Here is a 17,328-nt window from a genome sequence, read left to right on the forward strand (position 1 = left end):
AATTGAAGAACATTCTTTACATAGGCAATCAGCTATCAAACAAAAATAAAACAGCTACAACCATAGATACGTTGAGTGTTTTATTGCGTTCTGAGGGTTTTAATGTTACAATAGCTTCAAGTAAAAAGAATAAGTTTTTGCGATTGTTGGATATGCTATATCATATCATCAATTATAGAAAATCTATCGATTATGTACTGATTGATACCTATAGTACTTATAATTTCTACTACGCCTATTTATGCAGTAGATTGTGCAAGTATTTTAAGTTGAAATATGTTCCTATTCTTCACGGTGGTAACTTGCCAAATCGATTAAAGAGATCTCCAAAGTTTTCATCACAAATTTTTAAAAATGCACATGTTAATATTGCGCCCTCAAGGTATTTATTGTCCTTTTTCGAAAAAGCAGGGTATAAGAATATTAGTCATATCCCCAATACAATTGAACTACAAAATTATGGTTTTAAGGAACGCAAATTGAACGACATTCATTTACTATGGGTGCGTTCGTTCTCAAATTTGTACAACCCTAAATTAGCGGTTAAAATCCTAAAACTACTTAAAGATGATGATATAAACGCTAGTTTATGTATGATAGGGCCTGATAATGATGGAAGCCTTAAAACAGTAAAGGCATATGCAGACAGTTTGAATCTGGATGTGGAGTTTACCGGAAAATTATCAAAAGAAGAATGGCATAAAAAAGCAGAAAGTTTTAATATTTTCATAAATACCTCTAACATTGATAATATGCCCATTAGCATAGTTGAAGCCATGGCTTTAGGTTTGCCAGTAGTATCAACAAATGTAGGTGGATTGCCCTTTTTGATTAAAGACTATATTGATGGAATTTTAGTAAAACCTGACGATGTTGAGGCATTTATGGCTGCTATTTTAAGATTGAAAAATGATGCCTCTCTAGTTGAACAAATCACAATTAATGCAAGAGAAAAAGTGGAACAGTTTGATTGGAAGGTTGTAAAAAACCAATGGATTTCTATTCTTTCTTAACATTATATAAAATTACTTGTTATATTTGGAAGGCTATTAAGCCTCTCCCGTCCAATGCCTAAGAATAGTATACATTTTAATATTTCAGAACGTAAAATCTTATTGCGGATTTTTGATGTTGTTGTGGTACTGTCATTACTATATCTTGTAGGTAATTTTTTTGAGTTTGATTACTTTTCAGTCACTAAAGAAAATTGGACATGGATACTCGTTTTGGTATTATATATTGCAGTCTTTGGTTCTATTTTCGAATTGTACGATTTGCAGAATTCCAGTAAGTTTGAAAAAGTTTGGGTAAATGTATTGCTTACCACATCTACTACAGTATTATTCTATTTGTTAACCCCTTTTTTAACGCCAGTATTACCAGAAAACAGATTACAAATACTGTATTTTTTTGTTTCTATCCTGGGGGCATTGCTTATTTGGCGCTTTGCTTACATAAACTTTGTTACTTCCCCTAGGTTTTATAAAAAGGCCTTATTGGTAGGCGAAACCTCAAATATTACCACAATTTTAAAAACGTTTAATGATGCCGATCCTAATTATAAAATAGTGGGCTTCATTAATTGTGAGATCAATAAAAGTGAAAAAGTGAAGTTTAAAGGGTTACGAGAATATCACCCAAAGCAAATTTACCAAATCATAAAAGATGAGAATATTTCCGAAGTTGTAGTGGCGAGTTACAATTCAGAAAATATTACTCCTGATATTTACACAGATTTAATTACACTTCTTGAAGGTGGATTGCCAATTAAGGAATACACTCAAGTTTATGAGGAATTAACGCAACGGGTTCCAGTGCAGTTTGTTGGAAAGGATTTTTATAAGTATTTCCCTTTTAGTCGCAGTAATCAAAATAAGATGTATTTATTTTTTCATCGCTTTTTTGATATTTTGATTTCTACTCTTGGAATAATTCTGGGTTTATTATTTGTACCAATTGTACTTTTAGGAAACTTAATTGCCAATAGAGGGCCGTTACTTTATACGCAAGAGCGCATAGGAAAAAATGGAAATCTTTTTAGTATTATTAAGTATAGAACCATGGTTAAAGATGCAGAAAAGGATGGTGCTGTTTGGGCCAAGAAAAACGATGTTAGGATTACACCATTTGGAAAGTTTATGCGAAATACGCGAATTGACGAAATACCTCAATTTATTAATGTGATAAAAGGTGAAATGAGCCTTATTGGGCCAAGGCCCGAGCGTCCGCATTTTGTTAGGGAATTATCCCAAATTTTGCCATTTTATGAAACCAGACATATAGTAAAGCCTGGTTTAACTGGTTGGGCACAAGTAAAAACCAGATATGGCTCGTCAGTTGATGATAGCTTGCTAAAACTTCAATACGATTTGTTTTATATTAAGCACAGAAGCTTTGTACTGGATGTTAACATTTTGGTAAAAACGTTGAGTACGGTAATATTTTTTAGAGGGCAGTAGCGCTTTTTGTTCTAGAATATTTCATTAAATAGAGATACCTAATAAAAAGGGCGATTAGCAAGGGTATTAATCCTATTGCAAACACCTGAACTCCAGTTATCCAATGAAAAGCCATAAGACAAAGCAAAATCAAAAGAAACTTTGAATACTTGTTAAACCAATTGCTCATTTTGTTCTTAAAAACTTGAAACAGTACTATAAGATTTAATGGATTAGCCCATAACAAATTATAGTTGTTTTGTGTAGTTTGATGATCGGTTGCAAACCATAATAATAAAATAATGATGCCCGCTAAACCGGTAAAAACAACAATAAGTATGTCTAATAATTTTGTGCGTTGTTGGTTTTTTTTGTCTTTGTAAGTGATAAAAATGATAATTAATCCTAGAATTCCAAATACAAATAACGGACTGAGTATAAAGTTTGAATTTGAATCTTGCTTATATGCGGTAAACAATACGCTGCTTTTTTTAACCAGAGGTTCTTGTTTGATACCTTTTGTGGCTTTTTCAAAAAACGCATGAATGTTTTTAGGCAGAAACATATGCTGTTCAGGAGTGGCTTTTCTATCAATAACTGCACCTAAGGCTAAATCTATTCCAAGACTTCCCCATGAATTACGGTTTAAGTTTTCTTGTATGAGTGTTCTAAAAGTCACTTCCTCATAACTATTAGGGATATTAAACTTTATGGAATTATTACAAGTTATATTCGTAACATCTTTAATTTTTGTAGCACAGTTATCAAATAGAAAATCGTATAAATACCTTCTGTTTTCTGGCTTGTAATTGTCTAATAGGTAATCAAAAAGCTTTTGTTTTTCAGCTTGTGATAAATTTAGGGTTTGCTGTTTAATACCTCTGTTTTCATTAGTATAAACTCTATAAAAATCATCAAATCGATTTAACCCGATTAAATAATTAAGCTTGCCTTGAGCAAATTTTAATATGAAATTTGGAGCCTCAAAATCGTAAACACCATAGTTAAATACTAGATCTAAGCCTTTTGCGCTATCTTGAATCCTAAATCCACTATGGCCAAATGCATCGTTTAAGGATTTACCTGGGCCTATAGTGAGCACACTTATTTCGGCACTTTCTGAAAGTTCTTGGGCCTGAAGAAAAAAGGAAAAGAAGAAGGCTAGTAATAAGAAATAATATCGCATCATCTAAAGATACTAAAATCAAGTTTTAAGGAAAACACATTGGAGTACAATGCGATACTTTGATCGCCAATATCTGTGAATGCATAGTCAATTTGTACACCATTATATTTAAACCCTACGCCAAAACTTGGTTGAAAACTTAGCTGTTCAGAATTGTCAATCTGTAGTTCATTTTGAAAATTGCCCACACCTCCGCGAAGATACACCATGCCAACATATCCAAATTCAAAACCTAAAGCAGGATTTATACTAGCAAATGATGATGAAAATATATCATTGTTTTCTTCAAACCTAACGTTCAAATTAGCTGATGCTAAAAGTGTGTAATCGTAATGAAATGTTATTAACTTAGAAATCCCTATTTGCAATTTAGGAATGGTGATTTCGGTTGTCTCCGGAAGTTCTTGGTTTTGTCCTTCAACAGCATCTCTTATGGTTGCAAATTCACCTTCATCAATGGCCCAAGCATTAAAAGTAGTGGTGATATCTCTAGCCATAACACCAAATCTCCAATCGTTGTTGGTTTCAAATTGTATGCCCGCATCTAAACCAAAACCCCAAGAAGATGCAAAATCACCAATAATTCTACGAATTACCTTAGCATTTACGCCATAATTCAAGCCTTGTACGGGTAATTTTCTAGCATAGGAAAACGTCAATCCATAATCGGCAGTAGAGAATAAACTTATTCTATCATAATTGATATTCCCTTGTTCATCAATAAGTTGAGTTGTGTTTAAAATATCATCTACGGCAAAACGTATTAGGGAAATACCAACGGCACTTCTATCGTCCAATGGCATAGCGAAACCAGCATAATCGTAATTAGCAATATTTGCAAAATAACTTGAATGCATCAAAGCCAATTGATTGTCTTCTATATTGACCAAGCCTGCAGGATTCCAATATCCAGAATTTACATCAGCGGAATGAGCTGTAACGGCACTACTCATGCCTAAAGCGGCAGCGTCCACACCTATATTCATAAATTCGTTGGAATACTTTCTAACGGTTTGACTGGAGGCGGACAACGCTATTACGCTAAATAATACAGTAATGTAATGTCTCAATCGCAATTTTTTTACAAAGATGCACATTATACCAGTTTTATCATAAAATTTAGTTTGAAAAGGAGGCATCACGCGCGTACATATAACGATTGTCGGTATTATTTGTTGTTTAGAGCTACAATTTTGTGGATAAATTTTGTTTCTTGCAACTAAGAAAAATAGTTTGCTATTTTTACCAAAATATTTCACTCTATGAAGCAATACATACCTAATGCACTTACACTTCTTAACTTATTTTGTGGTAGTATCGCAGTGATTTATGTTTTGAACGATAATTTCGTTGGTGCCGCATTATTCGTTTTTTTAGGGATATTTTTTGATTTCTTTGATGGTTTTGCAGCCAGGGCTTTAAATGTACAAAGTGAATTAGGGTTACAATTGGATTCTTTGGCAGATGTTGTTACAAGTGGTTTGGTACCAGGTTTGGTGATGTATAAATTATTTCAAATTGCAGAATTAGATTGGGTTGAAAGAGATAGTGCAGATATTCTGTTTGGTGTTACAACTTTTTCTATCATAGGACTTGCGATTACACTAGCCTCGGCTTATCGTCTAGCAAAATTCAATATAGATACAGAGCAACAAAGCTATTTTAAAGGATTACCAACACCTGCAAACGCGCTATTAATCATTTCTCTACCTCTAATTCTAGAATTTCAAAATAATGACACCATTAACGGTATCATATTAAATAAATGGTTTTTAATAGGTGTTACAATTTTTAGCTGTTGGATTTTAAATTCAAATATTAAGTTGTTTACCCTAAAATTTAAAGACTATAGTTTTAAGACCAACGCCACACGATATATCTTTATCATTTTGTGTGTGGTATTGCTTATCGTACTTCATTTTGCAGCAATTCCAGTAATTATTTTGCTATATATTGCAATGTCGGTTTTAGATAATTTAACCTCAAAATAATTTCACAGGGAATATGGCATCAGGTTTTTTCGCATTGTTAGATGATATCGCAGCTTTAATGGACGATGTTGTGGTAATGAGTAAAATTTCCACAAAAAAAACAGCAGGTATTTTAGGAGATGATTTAGCTGTAAATGCAGAAAAGGCCACAGGTTTTGTGTCTTCTAGGGAATTGCCAGTTTTATGGGCCATCACCAAGGGTTCTGCACTTAACAAACTCATGATATTACCGATAGCCTTCTTACTCAGTGCTTTTGCTCCATGGGCAATAACGTTGTCCTTAATTTTAGGGGCCATTTATTTGGCTTTTGAAGGCGCAGAGAAAATATTTGAGTTTTTTGTACCACACGACCATGAGGAAGAGAATACTATAGATCTAAAAGCAGAACTATCAGATGAGGAACGCGTACAAGCTGAAAAGAAGAAGATAAAGTCGGCTATTTTTACAGATTTTATTTTATCTGTTGAGATTGTAATTATTGCGCTGGGAACGGTTTTAGAAAAGCCGATACTGTTCCAAATTCTTGTCGTTTCAATTGTGTGTGTTATTGCAACCGTTGGTGTTTACGGTATTGTGGCGCTTATTGTAAGAATGGATGATTTTGGCTATAGATTGGTGAAGTTTGGCAAAAATGAAAAAAGTATATCCACTTATATTGGTAATTTTTTGATTAGGGCGTTACCTATTGTTATTAAAAGTTTAGCTGTAATTGGTACTATTGCTTTAATTCTTGTTGCTGGTGGTATTTTTATTCATAATTTAGATTATATACACCATTTGATTGAAGACATAAAACTACCTTCCATATTAAAAGAATTTGCAGTTGGGTTAATTGTAGGCTTTGTTGCCCTAATCGTAATTAAGGGCTTTAAATTTTTATTAAAAAAAATAAAAGGGGAAAAGAAGGATTAATCCCGAATCTTCTTTTTGCGCAACTCGAAATTCTGTCCTAAATAAACTTTTCGCACCATTTCATCGTTGGCTAAATCTTCAGGAATACCATGTTTTAAAATACCACCTTCAAACATTAAATAGGTTCTATCGGTAATTGCTAAAGTTTCCTGTACGTTATGGTCGGTAATTAAGATGCCAATATTCTTTTTCGTGAGTTGTGCTACAATGCGCTGAATATCTTCTACGGCCACAGGGTCTACACCTGCAAAAGGTTCATCTAGAAGAATAAAATTAGGGTCCGTAGCCAATGCACGTGCAATTTCTGTACGGCGACGTTCTCCACCTGACAGTAAATCACCTCTGTTTTTGCGGATATGGCCAAGACCAAATTCTTCAATTAAAGATTCCATTTTCATGCGCTGTTCTTTTTTGCTCAACTTGGTAAGCTGCAGCACGCTTAAAATGTTATCTTCTATACTAAGTTTTCTAAATACCGAAGCTTCCTGGGCCAAATATCCAATACCATTTTGTGCACGCTTGTACATTGGGTATTTCGTGATTTCCGTATTATCTAGGTAGATATGGCCGCCATTAGGTTTTATCAATCCTACGATCATATAAAACGATGTGGTTTTTCCCGCTCCGTTTGGTCCAAGAAGACCAACAATTTCGCCTTGATTTACTTCAAGAGAAACGTCTTTTACCACTTTTCGTCCGCTGTAGGACTTCATCAAATTTTCGGCTCGTAGAATCATGGGTGCAATTACGGGAATTTTAATTAATTGTGGAAATTGAACTGCAGGTATAACGTTTCGTTAACGATTTTTGTTGTTTTTTTGGTAATAAACCTTTGCAAATAGCTACTATAGTTTGGTAATGCTTTTTACTAGCGGATAGGTGCGCTAGGGATTGCAGCGGCAGCTTTTGGTCCCGCTGCAGCGGGAAGCCAAAACTATTAGCGTAAAGCCCGACACCGCGATAGCGGGGTAGCGCCCTAAATTATATCATACCCTTTTTTTCTTTTTTAAGCTGATTTTTAACGACTACTTTAGAAATGTAGATGCTTATTTGATAAAGTATTAGAATAGGAATTGCTACTATTACCTGACTTGCAATATCTGGCGGTGTGATAATTGCTGAAAGTATCAATACGATAACTAGAGCATACTTTCTGTATTTTTTAAGAAACTCTGGTGTTACCAAACCTACTTTGGTTAAAAAATAGATGATAATAGGAAGCTCGAATACCAAACCTGATGCCAATACTGAGGCTCTTACTAAACCTATGTAGGAGCTAATATCAATTTGGTTATCTACTTTAGTAGAAATGCTATAATTAGCCAAAAAGTTGATGGATAGCGGACAAATAATGTAATACCCAAATAAAACACCTAAGAAAAATAAGAAAGAGGATATAATGATAAAACCTCTAGAGTGTTTGCGTTCGTTGGCATGCATAGCTGGACTGATAAAGCGCCACAATTCGAAAATAACATAGGGAAATGAAATTATGAAGCCACCTAGGATGGCTGTCCAGATATCGGCAGAGAATTGTCCTGCCATGGTCCTGTTTTGTAATATTAAGGGTATTTTTTCTCCACAGAAAGTGGTTTCTACGTTAATAAAATTGGCACATTTACATAAAAAGTCGTACGTGGGAAACGTCATTTCTAAAGGAGCAAAGATAATCTCCTCAAAAATAAACCTGCTTGATATAAAAGCTATTGATCCCACAATAACAATAGCTAAAACAATACGTATTAAATGCCATCGCAGTTCTTCAAGATGGTCTAAAAAAGACATCTCGTTTACATCTTTCTTTGCCATTATATTATGCCTTCTTTTACGAGATCGTGTAAATGAATTACACCATCATATTTTCCATTGTTTTCCACCAATAATTGCGTAATGCCGAAGTCTTCCATAATTTCCTTTGCATCAATAGCCATAGCATCAGGTGAAATACGTTTTGGGTTCTCACTCATGATATCTTTTGCGGTTAAAGTTGTAAAGTCATCTGTTTTGCTTAACATTCTACGTAAATCGCCATCCGTAATTACACCTACTATTTTATCATTTTCAACAACTGCAGTAACACCAAGTAATTTTTCAGATATTTCAACAATAACATCTTTAATACTAGCGCCAGTATTTACTCTTGGTTTTTGGTTTACAGATGAAATATCATTTACTCTTAAATACAGTTTCTTGCCCAAAGAACCACCTGGATGGTATTTTGCGAAGTCGTTGCTAGAAAATCCACGTTTTTCCAACAGGCAAACCGCTAAGGCATCTCCAATTACCAATTGGGCAGTTGTACTGGTTGTTGGCGCCAAATTATTTGGGCAGGCCTCTTTTTCAACAAAAGCATTTAAAACATAATCTGCTTGAATTCCTAAAAAAGACGCTTTATTGCCAGTAATGGCTATCATTTTATTGTTCGCACTTTTTATAAGTGGTACCAAAACTTTAATTTCGGGAGTATTGCCACTTTTAGAAATACATATCACTACATCATCTTTCAAAATTAATCCTAAATCTCCATGAATGGCGTCAGCGGCGTGCATAAAAATTGCTGGTGTGCCCGTTGAGTTAAGTGTGGCCACAATTTTACTAGCAATTATGGCGCTTTTACCAATACCTGTAATTACAACGCGCCCTTTAGAATTAAAAATAAGTTCTACAGCATTTGCAAAATCGTCATCAACTAAAGTGGACAAATTTAAAATGGCCTTAGCCTCCATTTCCATGGTTTTTCTTGCCACATCAATAATTTCTGCTTTGCTAGTCAAAATATATAAGTTTTATAGTAATTGGACTCAATTAAAGATTTTGTTATCTTTAACAATAGCCAATTTAAAATTTTATTGTAAATTCAAATTTCGTTTACAAAACTAACGAAAAAAAGAATGAGGGCTCTCCATATCGATTGCTAAATTAATAGCCTGCAGCAACAACGTATGATAATTAATTAGTTAACAAATTTTAAAAGTTTTATGTCCATTGCAAAAGCCAATTTGCACGATGCATTAAAGAGGTATTTCGGATTCAATAAATTTAAAGGACTTCAAGAAGACGTCATAAAAAGTATTTTAGAAGGCAACCACACATTTGTAATAATGCCAACTGGAGGAGGTAAGTCGTTGTGCTACCAATTACCAGCATTAATGCAAGAAGGTACAGCCATAGTAGTTTCTCCGCTTATTGCTTTGATGAAAAATCAAGTTGATGCTATTAGAGGTGTTTCTAATGAAGACGGAATTGCGCATGTGTTAAACTCCTCTCTCAATAAAACGGAGGTAAAGCGTGTAAAGGAAGATATTACAAATGGTGTTACGAAACTGCTTTATGTTGCACCAGAATCATTAACCAAAGAAGAAAATGTAGATTTTTTACGTTCGGTAAAAATCTCGTTTATGGCTATTGACGAAGCACACTGTATTAGTGAATGGGGTCATGATTTCAGACCCGAATATCGCAACCTTAGACATATCATTGGGAGAATTGGAGACAATATCCCGATTATTGGTTTAACGGCTACAGCAACGCCCAAAGTGCAGGAAGATATCATTAAAAATCTTGGTATTTCTGGGGCTACAACATTTAAGGCATCTTTTAATAGACCAAATTTATTTTATGAGGTACGGCCTAAAACTAAAAATGTTGATGTAGATATTATTCGATTCATCAAACAGAATGAAGGCAAATCTGGTATCGTGTATTGCTTAAGCAGAAAGCGTGTTGAAGAACTAGCGCAGGTATTGCAGGTAAACGGTATAAAGGCAGTGCCTTACCATGCAGGATTGGATGCTAAAACGCGTTCCAGCCATCAGGATATGTTTCTTATGGAAGATGTAGATGTAGTTGTGGCTACAATTGCCTTTGGGATGGGCATTGATAAACCCGATGTACGTTTTGTAATTCATCATGATATCCCTAAAAGTATTGAAAGTTATTACCAAGAAACTGGGCGTGCTGGTAGGGATGGAGGAGAAGGCCATTGTTTGGCCTATTATGCTTATAAGGACATTGAAAAGTTAGAGAAATTCATGTCTGGAAAACCTGTGGCAGAACAAGAAATTGGTCATGCCCTTTTGCAAGAAGTAGTGGCTTTTGCGGAAACCTCAATTTCAAGGCGTAAATTCATTCTTCATTATTTTGGGGAAGAATTTGACAACAAAACAGGCGAAGGTGGAGATATGGATGATAACGTTCGTAATCCTAAAAAACAGACCGAAGCCAAGGACAATGCTAAAATTCTATTGGATATCGTAAGCGGTACTAATGCCAAATATAAATCCAAGGATCTTGTTAATGTTATTGTTGGTAAGGAAAATGCACTTATAAATTCCCATAAAACCAATGAACAGCCTTTTTTTGGAAATGGTAAACACGAAGATTCTAAATACTGGATGGCTTTGTTAAGGCAATTGCTCGTTGCGGGATATTTAAAGAAGGATATTGAGAGCTACGGTGTGATAAAATTAAGTAAGGAAGGCGAAGCGTTTATCAAAAAACCAACATCTTTTATGATGACGGAAGATCATGTTTTTGATGAAAACACAGAGGATTCGAGTATCATAACAGCCGCAAAAGGCGGTGGCGGTGTTGCAGATGATAAACTCATGGGAATGTTGAAGGATTTAAGAAAAAAGAACGCCAAAAAAATGGGTGTTCCTCCCTTTGTGATTTTTCAGGATCCCTCATTGGAAGACATGGCGTTAAAATATCCTATAAACCTTTCAGAATTGAGTAACGTTCATGGTGTGGGTGATGGTAAAGCCAAAAAATATGGAAAGGATTTTGTTGCGCTTATCGCTAATTATGTTGAAGAAAATGATATTACCAGACCAGACGATTTAGTAGTGAAATCCACTGGTAGTAATTCTGCCAACAAATTGTACATTATCCAAAATGTGGACAGAAAACTTCCTCTAGACGATATAGCCTCATCAAAAGGAATGGAAATGCCAGATTTTATTAAGGAAATGGAAGCCATTGTCTATTCTGGTACAAAATTAAACATCAACTACTGGATTGATGAAATTCTGGATGAAGACCAGCAAGAAGAGATCCACGAGTATTTTATGGAATCTGAAACTGATAATATTGAAGACGCCATGGAAGAATTTGATGGCGATTACGACGATGAGGAATTGCGCTTATATAGAATTAAGTTTATAAGCGAGGTAGCTAATTAATTAGGTTATGCTATTTGGACGTTCCCCTGTAGTATTGGGCTTTTACTAATCAATCCCTACAATTTCGGGGTTTCAAACATACAGCCTTTGATGAGTAGAGTTGAAGTATTCAATCCCTAACGCAAGTATGTTTTTTGGTATAGTTTTTTCCTTATTTTTATTAGATATTCCAAACTACTATCATGAAGAAATTTTTATTCAATCTTTTGTGCTTTCTTTTCTGTACATATTCTTATTCACAAGTGATAAATTTTCCTGATGCTAATTTAAAATCTAAATTACTAGAACAAAATTTTGGTGGATTCGCTTTTCTTGATGCAAACAATAATAATGAAATTGAAGTTTCTGAAGCATTGAATTGGACTTACTCTTTACAGTTGGGTTATGCTAGTATTTCTGACTTAACAGGAATTGAGTATTTTACCAATGTAGATTACTTATATGTTCATAATAATAGTTTAGTAGAAGTGGATTTGTCATCTTTGGTTAATTTGAAATTTTTAAAAATTAATGACAATTCTTTGATTAGCCTTAATGTTTCTGATTTAGTAAACCTAGAATCAATACAGTGTTACAACAATCAATTGGGTTCACTAGACTTTTCTGGATTGACAAATATTACGATTATTAATTGTGATAATAATCAATTATCTTCATTAATACTAAGTGATAACTTTGAACTTGTACACCTTTATTGTGAAAATAATTTATTAACTAGTTTAGATGCTAATGATTTACCAAATTTATTACAAATCCAATGTTCATCTAATAATCTAACAACATTGAATATTAAAAATGATTCTGTTGAATTCATTGATTTTTCTAACAATAGTAATTTGGAATATGTATGTGTTGATGGAGCTCAACTTATTGAGGTTGAAGATCAAATTGCACAATATGGCTATACTAACTGCTTTGCTAACTCATTGTGTTCATTTAATCAAGGTGAAACTGTTTATACTTTATCTGGAAATGTGAAATATGATGAAAATAATGATGGTTGCTCTTCAATTGACATAGATTATAAGGATTTGATTTTGACAGTTTTTGATGGCACTAATTCAGGAGATTTGTATTCAAATTCCAATGGAGATTATCATTTCAATGTCCAGGCTGGAAATTATTCCATAACTCCAATAGTACCAAATACGACTTATTTTAATATTTTCCCAACAACTACTTCGGTTTCATTTCCAGATATAAGTAGTCCTTATGTTCAAGATTTTTGTATTACTCCGACTGGTTCATATCCTGATTTAAAAATTTCTATTGAAACGATTGATTCTGATTTTGACTATACAGCTACTTATAGGATTAATTATAGTAACCAAGGGACTATGACACAGTCTGGACTGGTAAGTTTTAGTTTTGATGACAGTGTAATCGATTTTATTTCAGCTAATCCAATGATATCAGAACAAAATACTAATGAGTTAATTTGGCAATTCACAGATCTTAAGCCTATTGAAACAAGATCAATTGATGTTATAGTAGATTTTAATGTTCCACCAATTGATAATGGAGATGTTTTAAATTTTACTGGAACTATAAGTTCTAATTTGACTGATATAACACTTAATGATAATATTTTTAATTTAGATCACACATTCCAATGTTGTTTATTAGATATTCCTAGTTTTGAATTTTCTGATTATTTTAATCAATACCCTAACCCAACTAATGATTATTTAAATCTGAAGATTAAAAAACAAATTGATGTTGAATCGATTATTATATTTAATCTTTTGGGACAGGAAGTGAAAAAAGTAACAACAAAGAACGAGCATATTAAAATTGATGTCTCAAATTTGAAATCTGGTCAATATTTCATTAAAATATTAGCTTCTCAAAAAGAGTTTTTCACGAGGTTTATTAGAAAGTAATCAAGTTTTGCGCAAATTACATCTAATAACTAGATACGGTCACGTTTTAATAAACTACAGCGTTCGATAAACGAATTTATCTTTTTTTCTGACAAAATCAAGAATCTGAAGCGAACTAAAAACTCGTTGATAACTCCTAATAACTCCCTTTTTAAAAACATAGGTAAATGGTTATTTTGCGATGCCAAATTTTGTAATACATAGAAATCTATCTTGAAAGTCTGTATCGCCGAAAAACCAAGTGTTGCTAGGGAAATTGCTGCCGTATTGGGCGCAAATAGCAAGCGTGATGGCTATTTTGAAGGCAATGGCTATGTGGTTACTTACACCTTTGGACATTTATGCACGCTTAAAGAGCCTGTGGACTATAAATCCTATTGGAAAAGCTGGGATTTAAACAATTTGCCCATGCTACCTGAAAAGTTTGAGGTAAAAGTGTCTTCAAATTCAGGGATTCAAAAACAATTCAACATTATAAAAGGGCTATTTGAAAAAGCTGAAGTCATTATAAACTGCGGTGATGCAGGGCAGGAGGGAGAACTCATTCAACGTTGGGTGATGAACGAAGCCCATTACAAAGGTGAAGTGAAACGTTTATGGATATCTTCCTTAACTTCAGAGGCCATTAAAGAGGGTTTTGAAAACCTTAAACCAGCTTCAGATTATGATAATTTGTATTACGCTGGTTTTTCTAGGGCAATTGGCGACTGGTTGCTTGGGATAAATGCTACCAGATTATTTACCGTTAAGCACGGTGGTTACAAACAGGTACTTTCTGTTGGGCGTGTGCAAACCCCAACTTTGGCAATGGTAGTCAACCGATTTAAGGAGATTGAAAACTTTAAACCACAACCCTATTGGGAATTGCAAACACTTTACAGGGACACGCTGTTTAGCTATGAAGAAGGACGTTTCTTTAAAAAAGAAGAAGGTGAACCCTTAGCTAATAAAGTAAAAGAAAGTGAGTTTGAAATTACCTCAGTAACTAAAAAGAAAGGGAAGGAATATGCACCAAAACTGTTTGATTTAACAGGATTGCAGGTGTATTGCAATACAAAATTTGGGTTTTCGGCAGATGATACGCTTAAAATTGTGCAAGGGCTTTACGAAAGAAAAGTGGTAACCTATCCGAGAGTAGATACCACATTTCTACCCAGTGATATTTACCCTAAAGTGCCAACCATACTAAAGAAGCTAACAGACTTTTCACGGTTGACACAACCGATTCTTGGAAAAAAAATCAAGAAATCCTCTCGGGTTTTTAACGATAAAAAGGTTACTGACCATCACGCCATCATACCTACGGGCATGCAAACCACGTTGCAATACAACCAGCAACAGGTGTATGATATTATTGTAAAACGATTTATTGCAGTGTTTTATGATGATTGTAGTGTGGCAAATACCACTGTAATTGGAACAGCTGCTGATGTGTCCTTTAAAACTACTGGAAAGGAAATTTTGGATAAGGGTTGGCGCGTAGTTTTTGAAAGTCCTGATAAGAAAGTAAAAGAACCAGGTGTTTTGCCAACGTTTGTTAAAGGTGAAAAAGGGCCTCACGAACCCTCTTTCTTAGAAAAAGAAACCAAGCCGCCAAATCAATTTACAGAGGCCTCATTGTTAAGGGCAATGGAAACCGCTGGAAAACAGGTGGATGATGATGAGTTACGGGATTTAATGAAGGAAAACGGTATTGGAAGACCATCAACACGCGCCAATATTATTGAAACCTTATTTAAGCGCAAATACATAAAGCGTAATAAAAAGCAGGTGCTGCCAACAGAAACGGGAATACAGCTTATTGAAACGATTCAAAACGACTTATTAAAATCTGCTGAGCTTACTGGGAAGTGGGAAAAGCAGTTAAAAGATATTGAAAGAGGGAAGTATAGTGCTGGTGCATTTATAAAGAACATGAAACGTATGGTAGATGCCCTAGTTTATGAAGTTAGGAGCGAAACAAAACGCGCCAACATTTCTTATGAGGCGAACCAAAAGAAAAGGGTTGCCAAGGCTAGGGCTAAGGTGCAAGCAGGAATTACTATAGAGCAATGTCCAAAGTGTAAAAAAGGAAACATTGTAAAAGGTAATTCGGCTTATGGGTGTAGTGCCTATAAAGCAGGATGCAATTTTGTAATGCCTTTTAAGTTTGAAGGAAAGAAAATTTCAGAAAAACAGTTTGTTAGGTTGCTTCAAAAAGGGTCTACAGTCAATTTGAAAGGGTTTAAGACAAATTCTGGAACTGCTGAAGGGTTAGTGCGTTTTGATGATAATTTCAAGCTTAAATTAGAGCCTAAGCAAAATGGTGAAACACCAAAACAAGACACCTTGTTATGTCCCAAATGCCAAAAAGGAACGGTGCTAAAAGGTAAAACAGCTTATGGATGCAGTGACTACAAAGAGGGTTGTGATTTTAAAGTGTCTTTTGATGTTGTTAGGCAAAAAATAAATGGACAAAAGCCGACAAGAGCGTTAATTGCCGAAATATTGAATTCTTCTGTTTTAAGTGAAACATAAACACTTTATAATCTATAAACCATACGGATATTTGAGTCAGTTTACGAGCAACGATTCAAAGCAACAATCCAAACGATTTTTAGGAGAATTATATGATTTTCCAGAAGGTATAATGCCTATCGGGAGGCTTGATGAAAAGTCCGAAGGCTTATTATTGCTCACTACAGATGGTAAAATGAGCGATTTTATTAACAGCCAAAAAGTGGATAAAGAATATTGTGCTCTTGTGGATGGTGATATTTCAGAAGAAGCTATTGTGGGGTTAAAAAATGGGGTGGAAATAGGTTTTGATGGAAAGAAATATAAAACAAGACCTTGTAGAGCGTTTAGGCTTGAAAGCAACCCCAATTTGCCTGAGCGTTCTAAAAAGATAAGAGATGCCCGCCATGGACCAACCTCGTGGATATCCATAACCTTAAATGAAGGTAAGTTTAGGCAAGTGCGAAAAATGACTTCTGCTGTTGGGTTTCCAACGCTAAGATTGGTTCGGGTTAGGGTAGGATCAATTCATTTAAACACCATGAAGGTTGGTGATGTTATTGAGGTTGGAAATTTTACTGTTTAAGTTCCGTTTTTCTTATAACAGGCAAGCGTCCAAAAAGTTAGTCTTCTAGTTTTTTCAGTTCAGCGTAGTTTCGTTTTAAGCGTTTAAGGAGAATACCATAGAGCAAATAGTATATACCATAAATGATACCCAAAAATAATATGGTAACAAATAGAATTACAATAATAACTACAACGTACTTGGTTGTGCTTGTTGCTTCATTAAATGCAGCAATTCCACCTTCTAGTTGAGTGTAAGCAATAAAACTGGCTACAGCGAAGAAAATGCCACCAAATATGAGATTAAATAAAATGTAATAGCGTACTGTTTTTCTTGTTCTTAAGATGTTTTGCATTAATACTTTTGCATTATCGGTAGCGCTAATTTTCTTGTAATTCTTATGGAAAAGGTAAATAAAATAGAAAATGACGGGAAACATAAGGTATGAAAATGTGTCTAGCCATTTTGGATATTCGATTTTGTGCTCAAAGGATGGATTTAAAATTGCCAAGATTAGTCCAAGGCTTAATTCAATAAGGCTTATAATAAATATCCATTTCACAATAGAAGATGACTTTTTGAGTATCATCTTATAAATCTCGTCGTATGAAAGTTTTGGGTATTTGCTGTCGCTATTGTCCCAGTCTTTCTTTAGTAAATCTAGTCTATCCAT

The 17,328-nt window shown here is 34.4% G+C and carries 14 protein-coding genes; 8 read left to right on the forward strand and 6 right to left on the reverse strand.

The window, feature by feature from the left end:
• The first annotated feature begins 2 nt into the window (after positions 1-2).
• Complete coding sequence (locus tag EYD45_RS08870; protein ID WP_130964187.1) at positions 3-1,013, forward strand: glycosyltransferase family 4 protein; 1,011 nt, start codon at positions 3-5, stop codon at positions 1,011-1,013.
• Positions 1,014-1,067: 54 nt separating this feature from the next.
• Positions 1,068-2,459 (forward strand): sugar transferase, encoded by a 1,392-nt coding sequence (locus tag EYD45_RS08875; RefSeq protein ID WP_130964188.1) that lies wholly within the window; start codon positions 1,068-1,070, stop codon positions 2,457-2,459.
• On the opposite strand, the gene EYD45_RS08880 is transcribed toward EYD45_RS08875, so the two are convergent.
• Both EYD45_RS08880 and EYD45_RS08885 read right to left on the reverse strand, forming a co-directional pair.
• Positions 2,446-3,627 (reverse strand): lipoprotein N-acyltransferase Lnb domain-containing protein, encoded by a 1,182-nt coding sequence (locus EYD45_RS08880; protein WP_233702591.1) that lies wholly within the window; start codon positions 3,625-3,627, stop codon positions 2,446-2,448. The genes EYD45_RS08875 and EYD45_RS08880 overlap by 14 nt on opposite strands.
• Complete coding sequence (locus EYD45_RS08885) at positions 3,624-4,694, reverse strand: putative type IX sorting system protein PorV2 (RefSeq protein WP_233702593.1); 1,071 nt, start codon at positions 4,692-4,694, stop codon at positions 3,624-3,626. Before EYD45_RS08885 ends, EYD45_RS08880 begins: the two co-directional genes overlap by 4 nt.
• Positions 4,695-4,886: 192 nt before the next feature.
• Here EYD45_RS08885 and EYD45_RS08890 point away from each other — a divergent pair, with 192 nt between their 5' ends.
• Positions 4,887-5,615, forward strand: a complete 729-nt coding sequence (locus EYD45_RS08890; protein ID WP_130964190.1) for a CDP-alcohol phosphatidyltransferase family protein — start codon at positions 4,887-4,889, stop codon at positions 5,613-5,615.
• Between the two features lie 13 nt (positions 5,616-5,628).
• Positions 5,629-6,528, forward strand: coding sequence for a DUF808 domain-containing protein (locus EYD45_RS08895; protein WP_130964191.1), 900 nt, complete (start codon positions 5,629-5,631; stop codon positions 6,526-6,528).
• Here the strand turns inward: EYD45_RS08895 and lptB are convergent.
• From lptB to EYD45_RS08910, 3 genes are all read right to left on the reverse strand, one after another.
• Positions 6,525-7,265 carry an LPS export ABC transporter ATP-binding protein gene (gene lptB / locus EYD45_RS08900; RefSeq protein ID WP_130964192.1) on the reverse strand — a complete coding sequence of 247 codons (741 nt, stop codon included), beginning with the start codon at positions 7,263-7,265 and terminating at the stop codon, positions 6,525-6,527. The genes EYD45_RS08895 and lptB overlap by 4 nt on opposite strands.
• Positions 7,266-7,509: 244 nt before the next feature.
• A complete protein-coding gene (gene tatC, locus EYD45_RS08905; protein WP_130964193.1) occupies positions 7,510-8,337 on the reverse strand; it encodes a twin-arginine translocase subunit TatC in 828 nt (275 codons plus the stop codon).
• The gene (locus EYD45_RS08910; protein WP_207303302.1) at positions 8,337-9,254 is read right to left on the reverse strand and encodes a KpsF/GutQ family sugar-phosphate isomerase; all 918 of its coding nucleotides are present in this window, start codon (positions 9,252-9,254) and stop codon (positions 8,337-8,339) included. The genes tatC and EYD45_RS08910 overlap by 1 nt, the downstream gene beginning before the upstream one ends.
• Before the next feature lie 252 nt (positions 9,255-9,506).
• Between EYD45_RS08910 and EYD45_RS08915 the strand changes: the two genes are divergently transcribed.
• The 4 genes from EYD45_RS08915 to EYD45_RS08930 all read left to right on the forward strand — a co-directional run bounded on the left by EYD45_RS08915 (position 9,507) and on the right by EYD45_RS08930 (position 16,676).
• Complete coding sequence (locus tag EYD45_RS08915) at positions 9,507-11,711, forward strand: ATP-dependent DNA helicase RecQ (protein WP_130964195.1); 2,205 nt, start codon at positions 9,507-9,509, stop codon at positions 11,709-11,711.
• A gap of 182 nt (positions 11,712-11,893) precedes the next feature.
• Positions 11,894-13,594, forward strand: coding sequence for a T9SS type A sorting domain-containing protein (locus EYD45_RS08920; protein WP_130964196.1), 1,701 nt, complete (start codon positions 11,894-11,896; stop codon positions 13,592-13,594).
• Positions 13,595-13,807: 213 nt separating this feature from the next.
• Positions 13,808-16,111, forward strand: a complete 2,304-nt coding sequence (locus EYD45_RS08925) for a type IA DNA topoisomerase (RefSeq protein ID WP_130964197.1) — start codon at positions 13,808-13,810, stop codon at positions 16,109-16,111.
• Complete coding sequence (locus tag EYD45_RS08930; protein ID WP_130964198.1) at positions 16,101-16,676, forward strand: pseudouridine synthase; 576 nt, start codon at positions 16,101-16,103, stop codon at positions 16,674-16,676. Before EYD45_RS08925 ends, EYD45_RS08930 begins: the two co-directional genes overlap by 11 nt.
• A gap of 37 nt (positions 16,677-16,713) precedes the next feature.
• On the opposite strand, the gene EYD45_RS08935 is transcribed toward EYD45_RS08930, so the two are convergent.
• The gene (locus EYD45_RS08935) at positions 16,714-17,328 is read right to left on the reverse strand and encodes a hypothetical protein (RefSeq protein ID WP_130964199.1); all 615 of its coding nucleotides are present in this window, start codon (positions 17,326-17,328) and stop codon (positions 16,714-16,716) included.

It is taken from the genome of Hyunsoonleella flava, from assembly GCF_004310325.1.
GTDB classification, from domain to species: domain Bacteria; phylum Bacteroidota; class Bacteroidia; order Flavobacteriales; family Flavobacteriaceae; genus Jejuia; species Jejuia flava.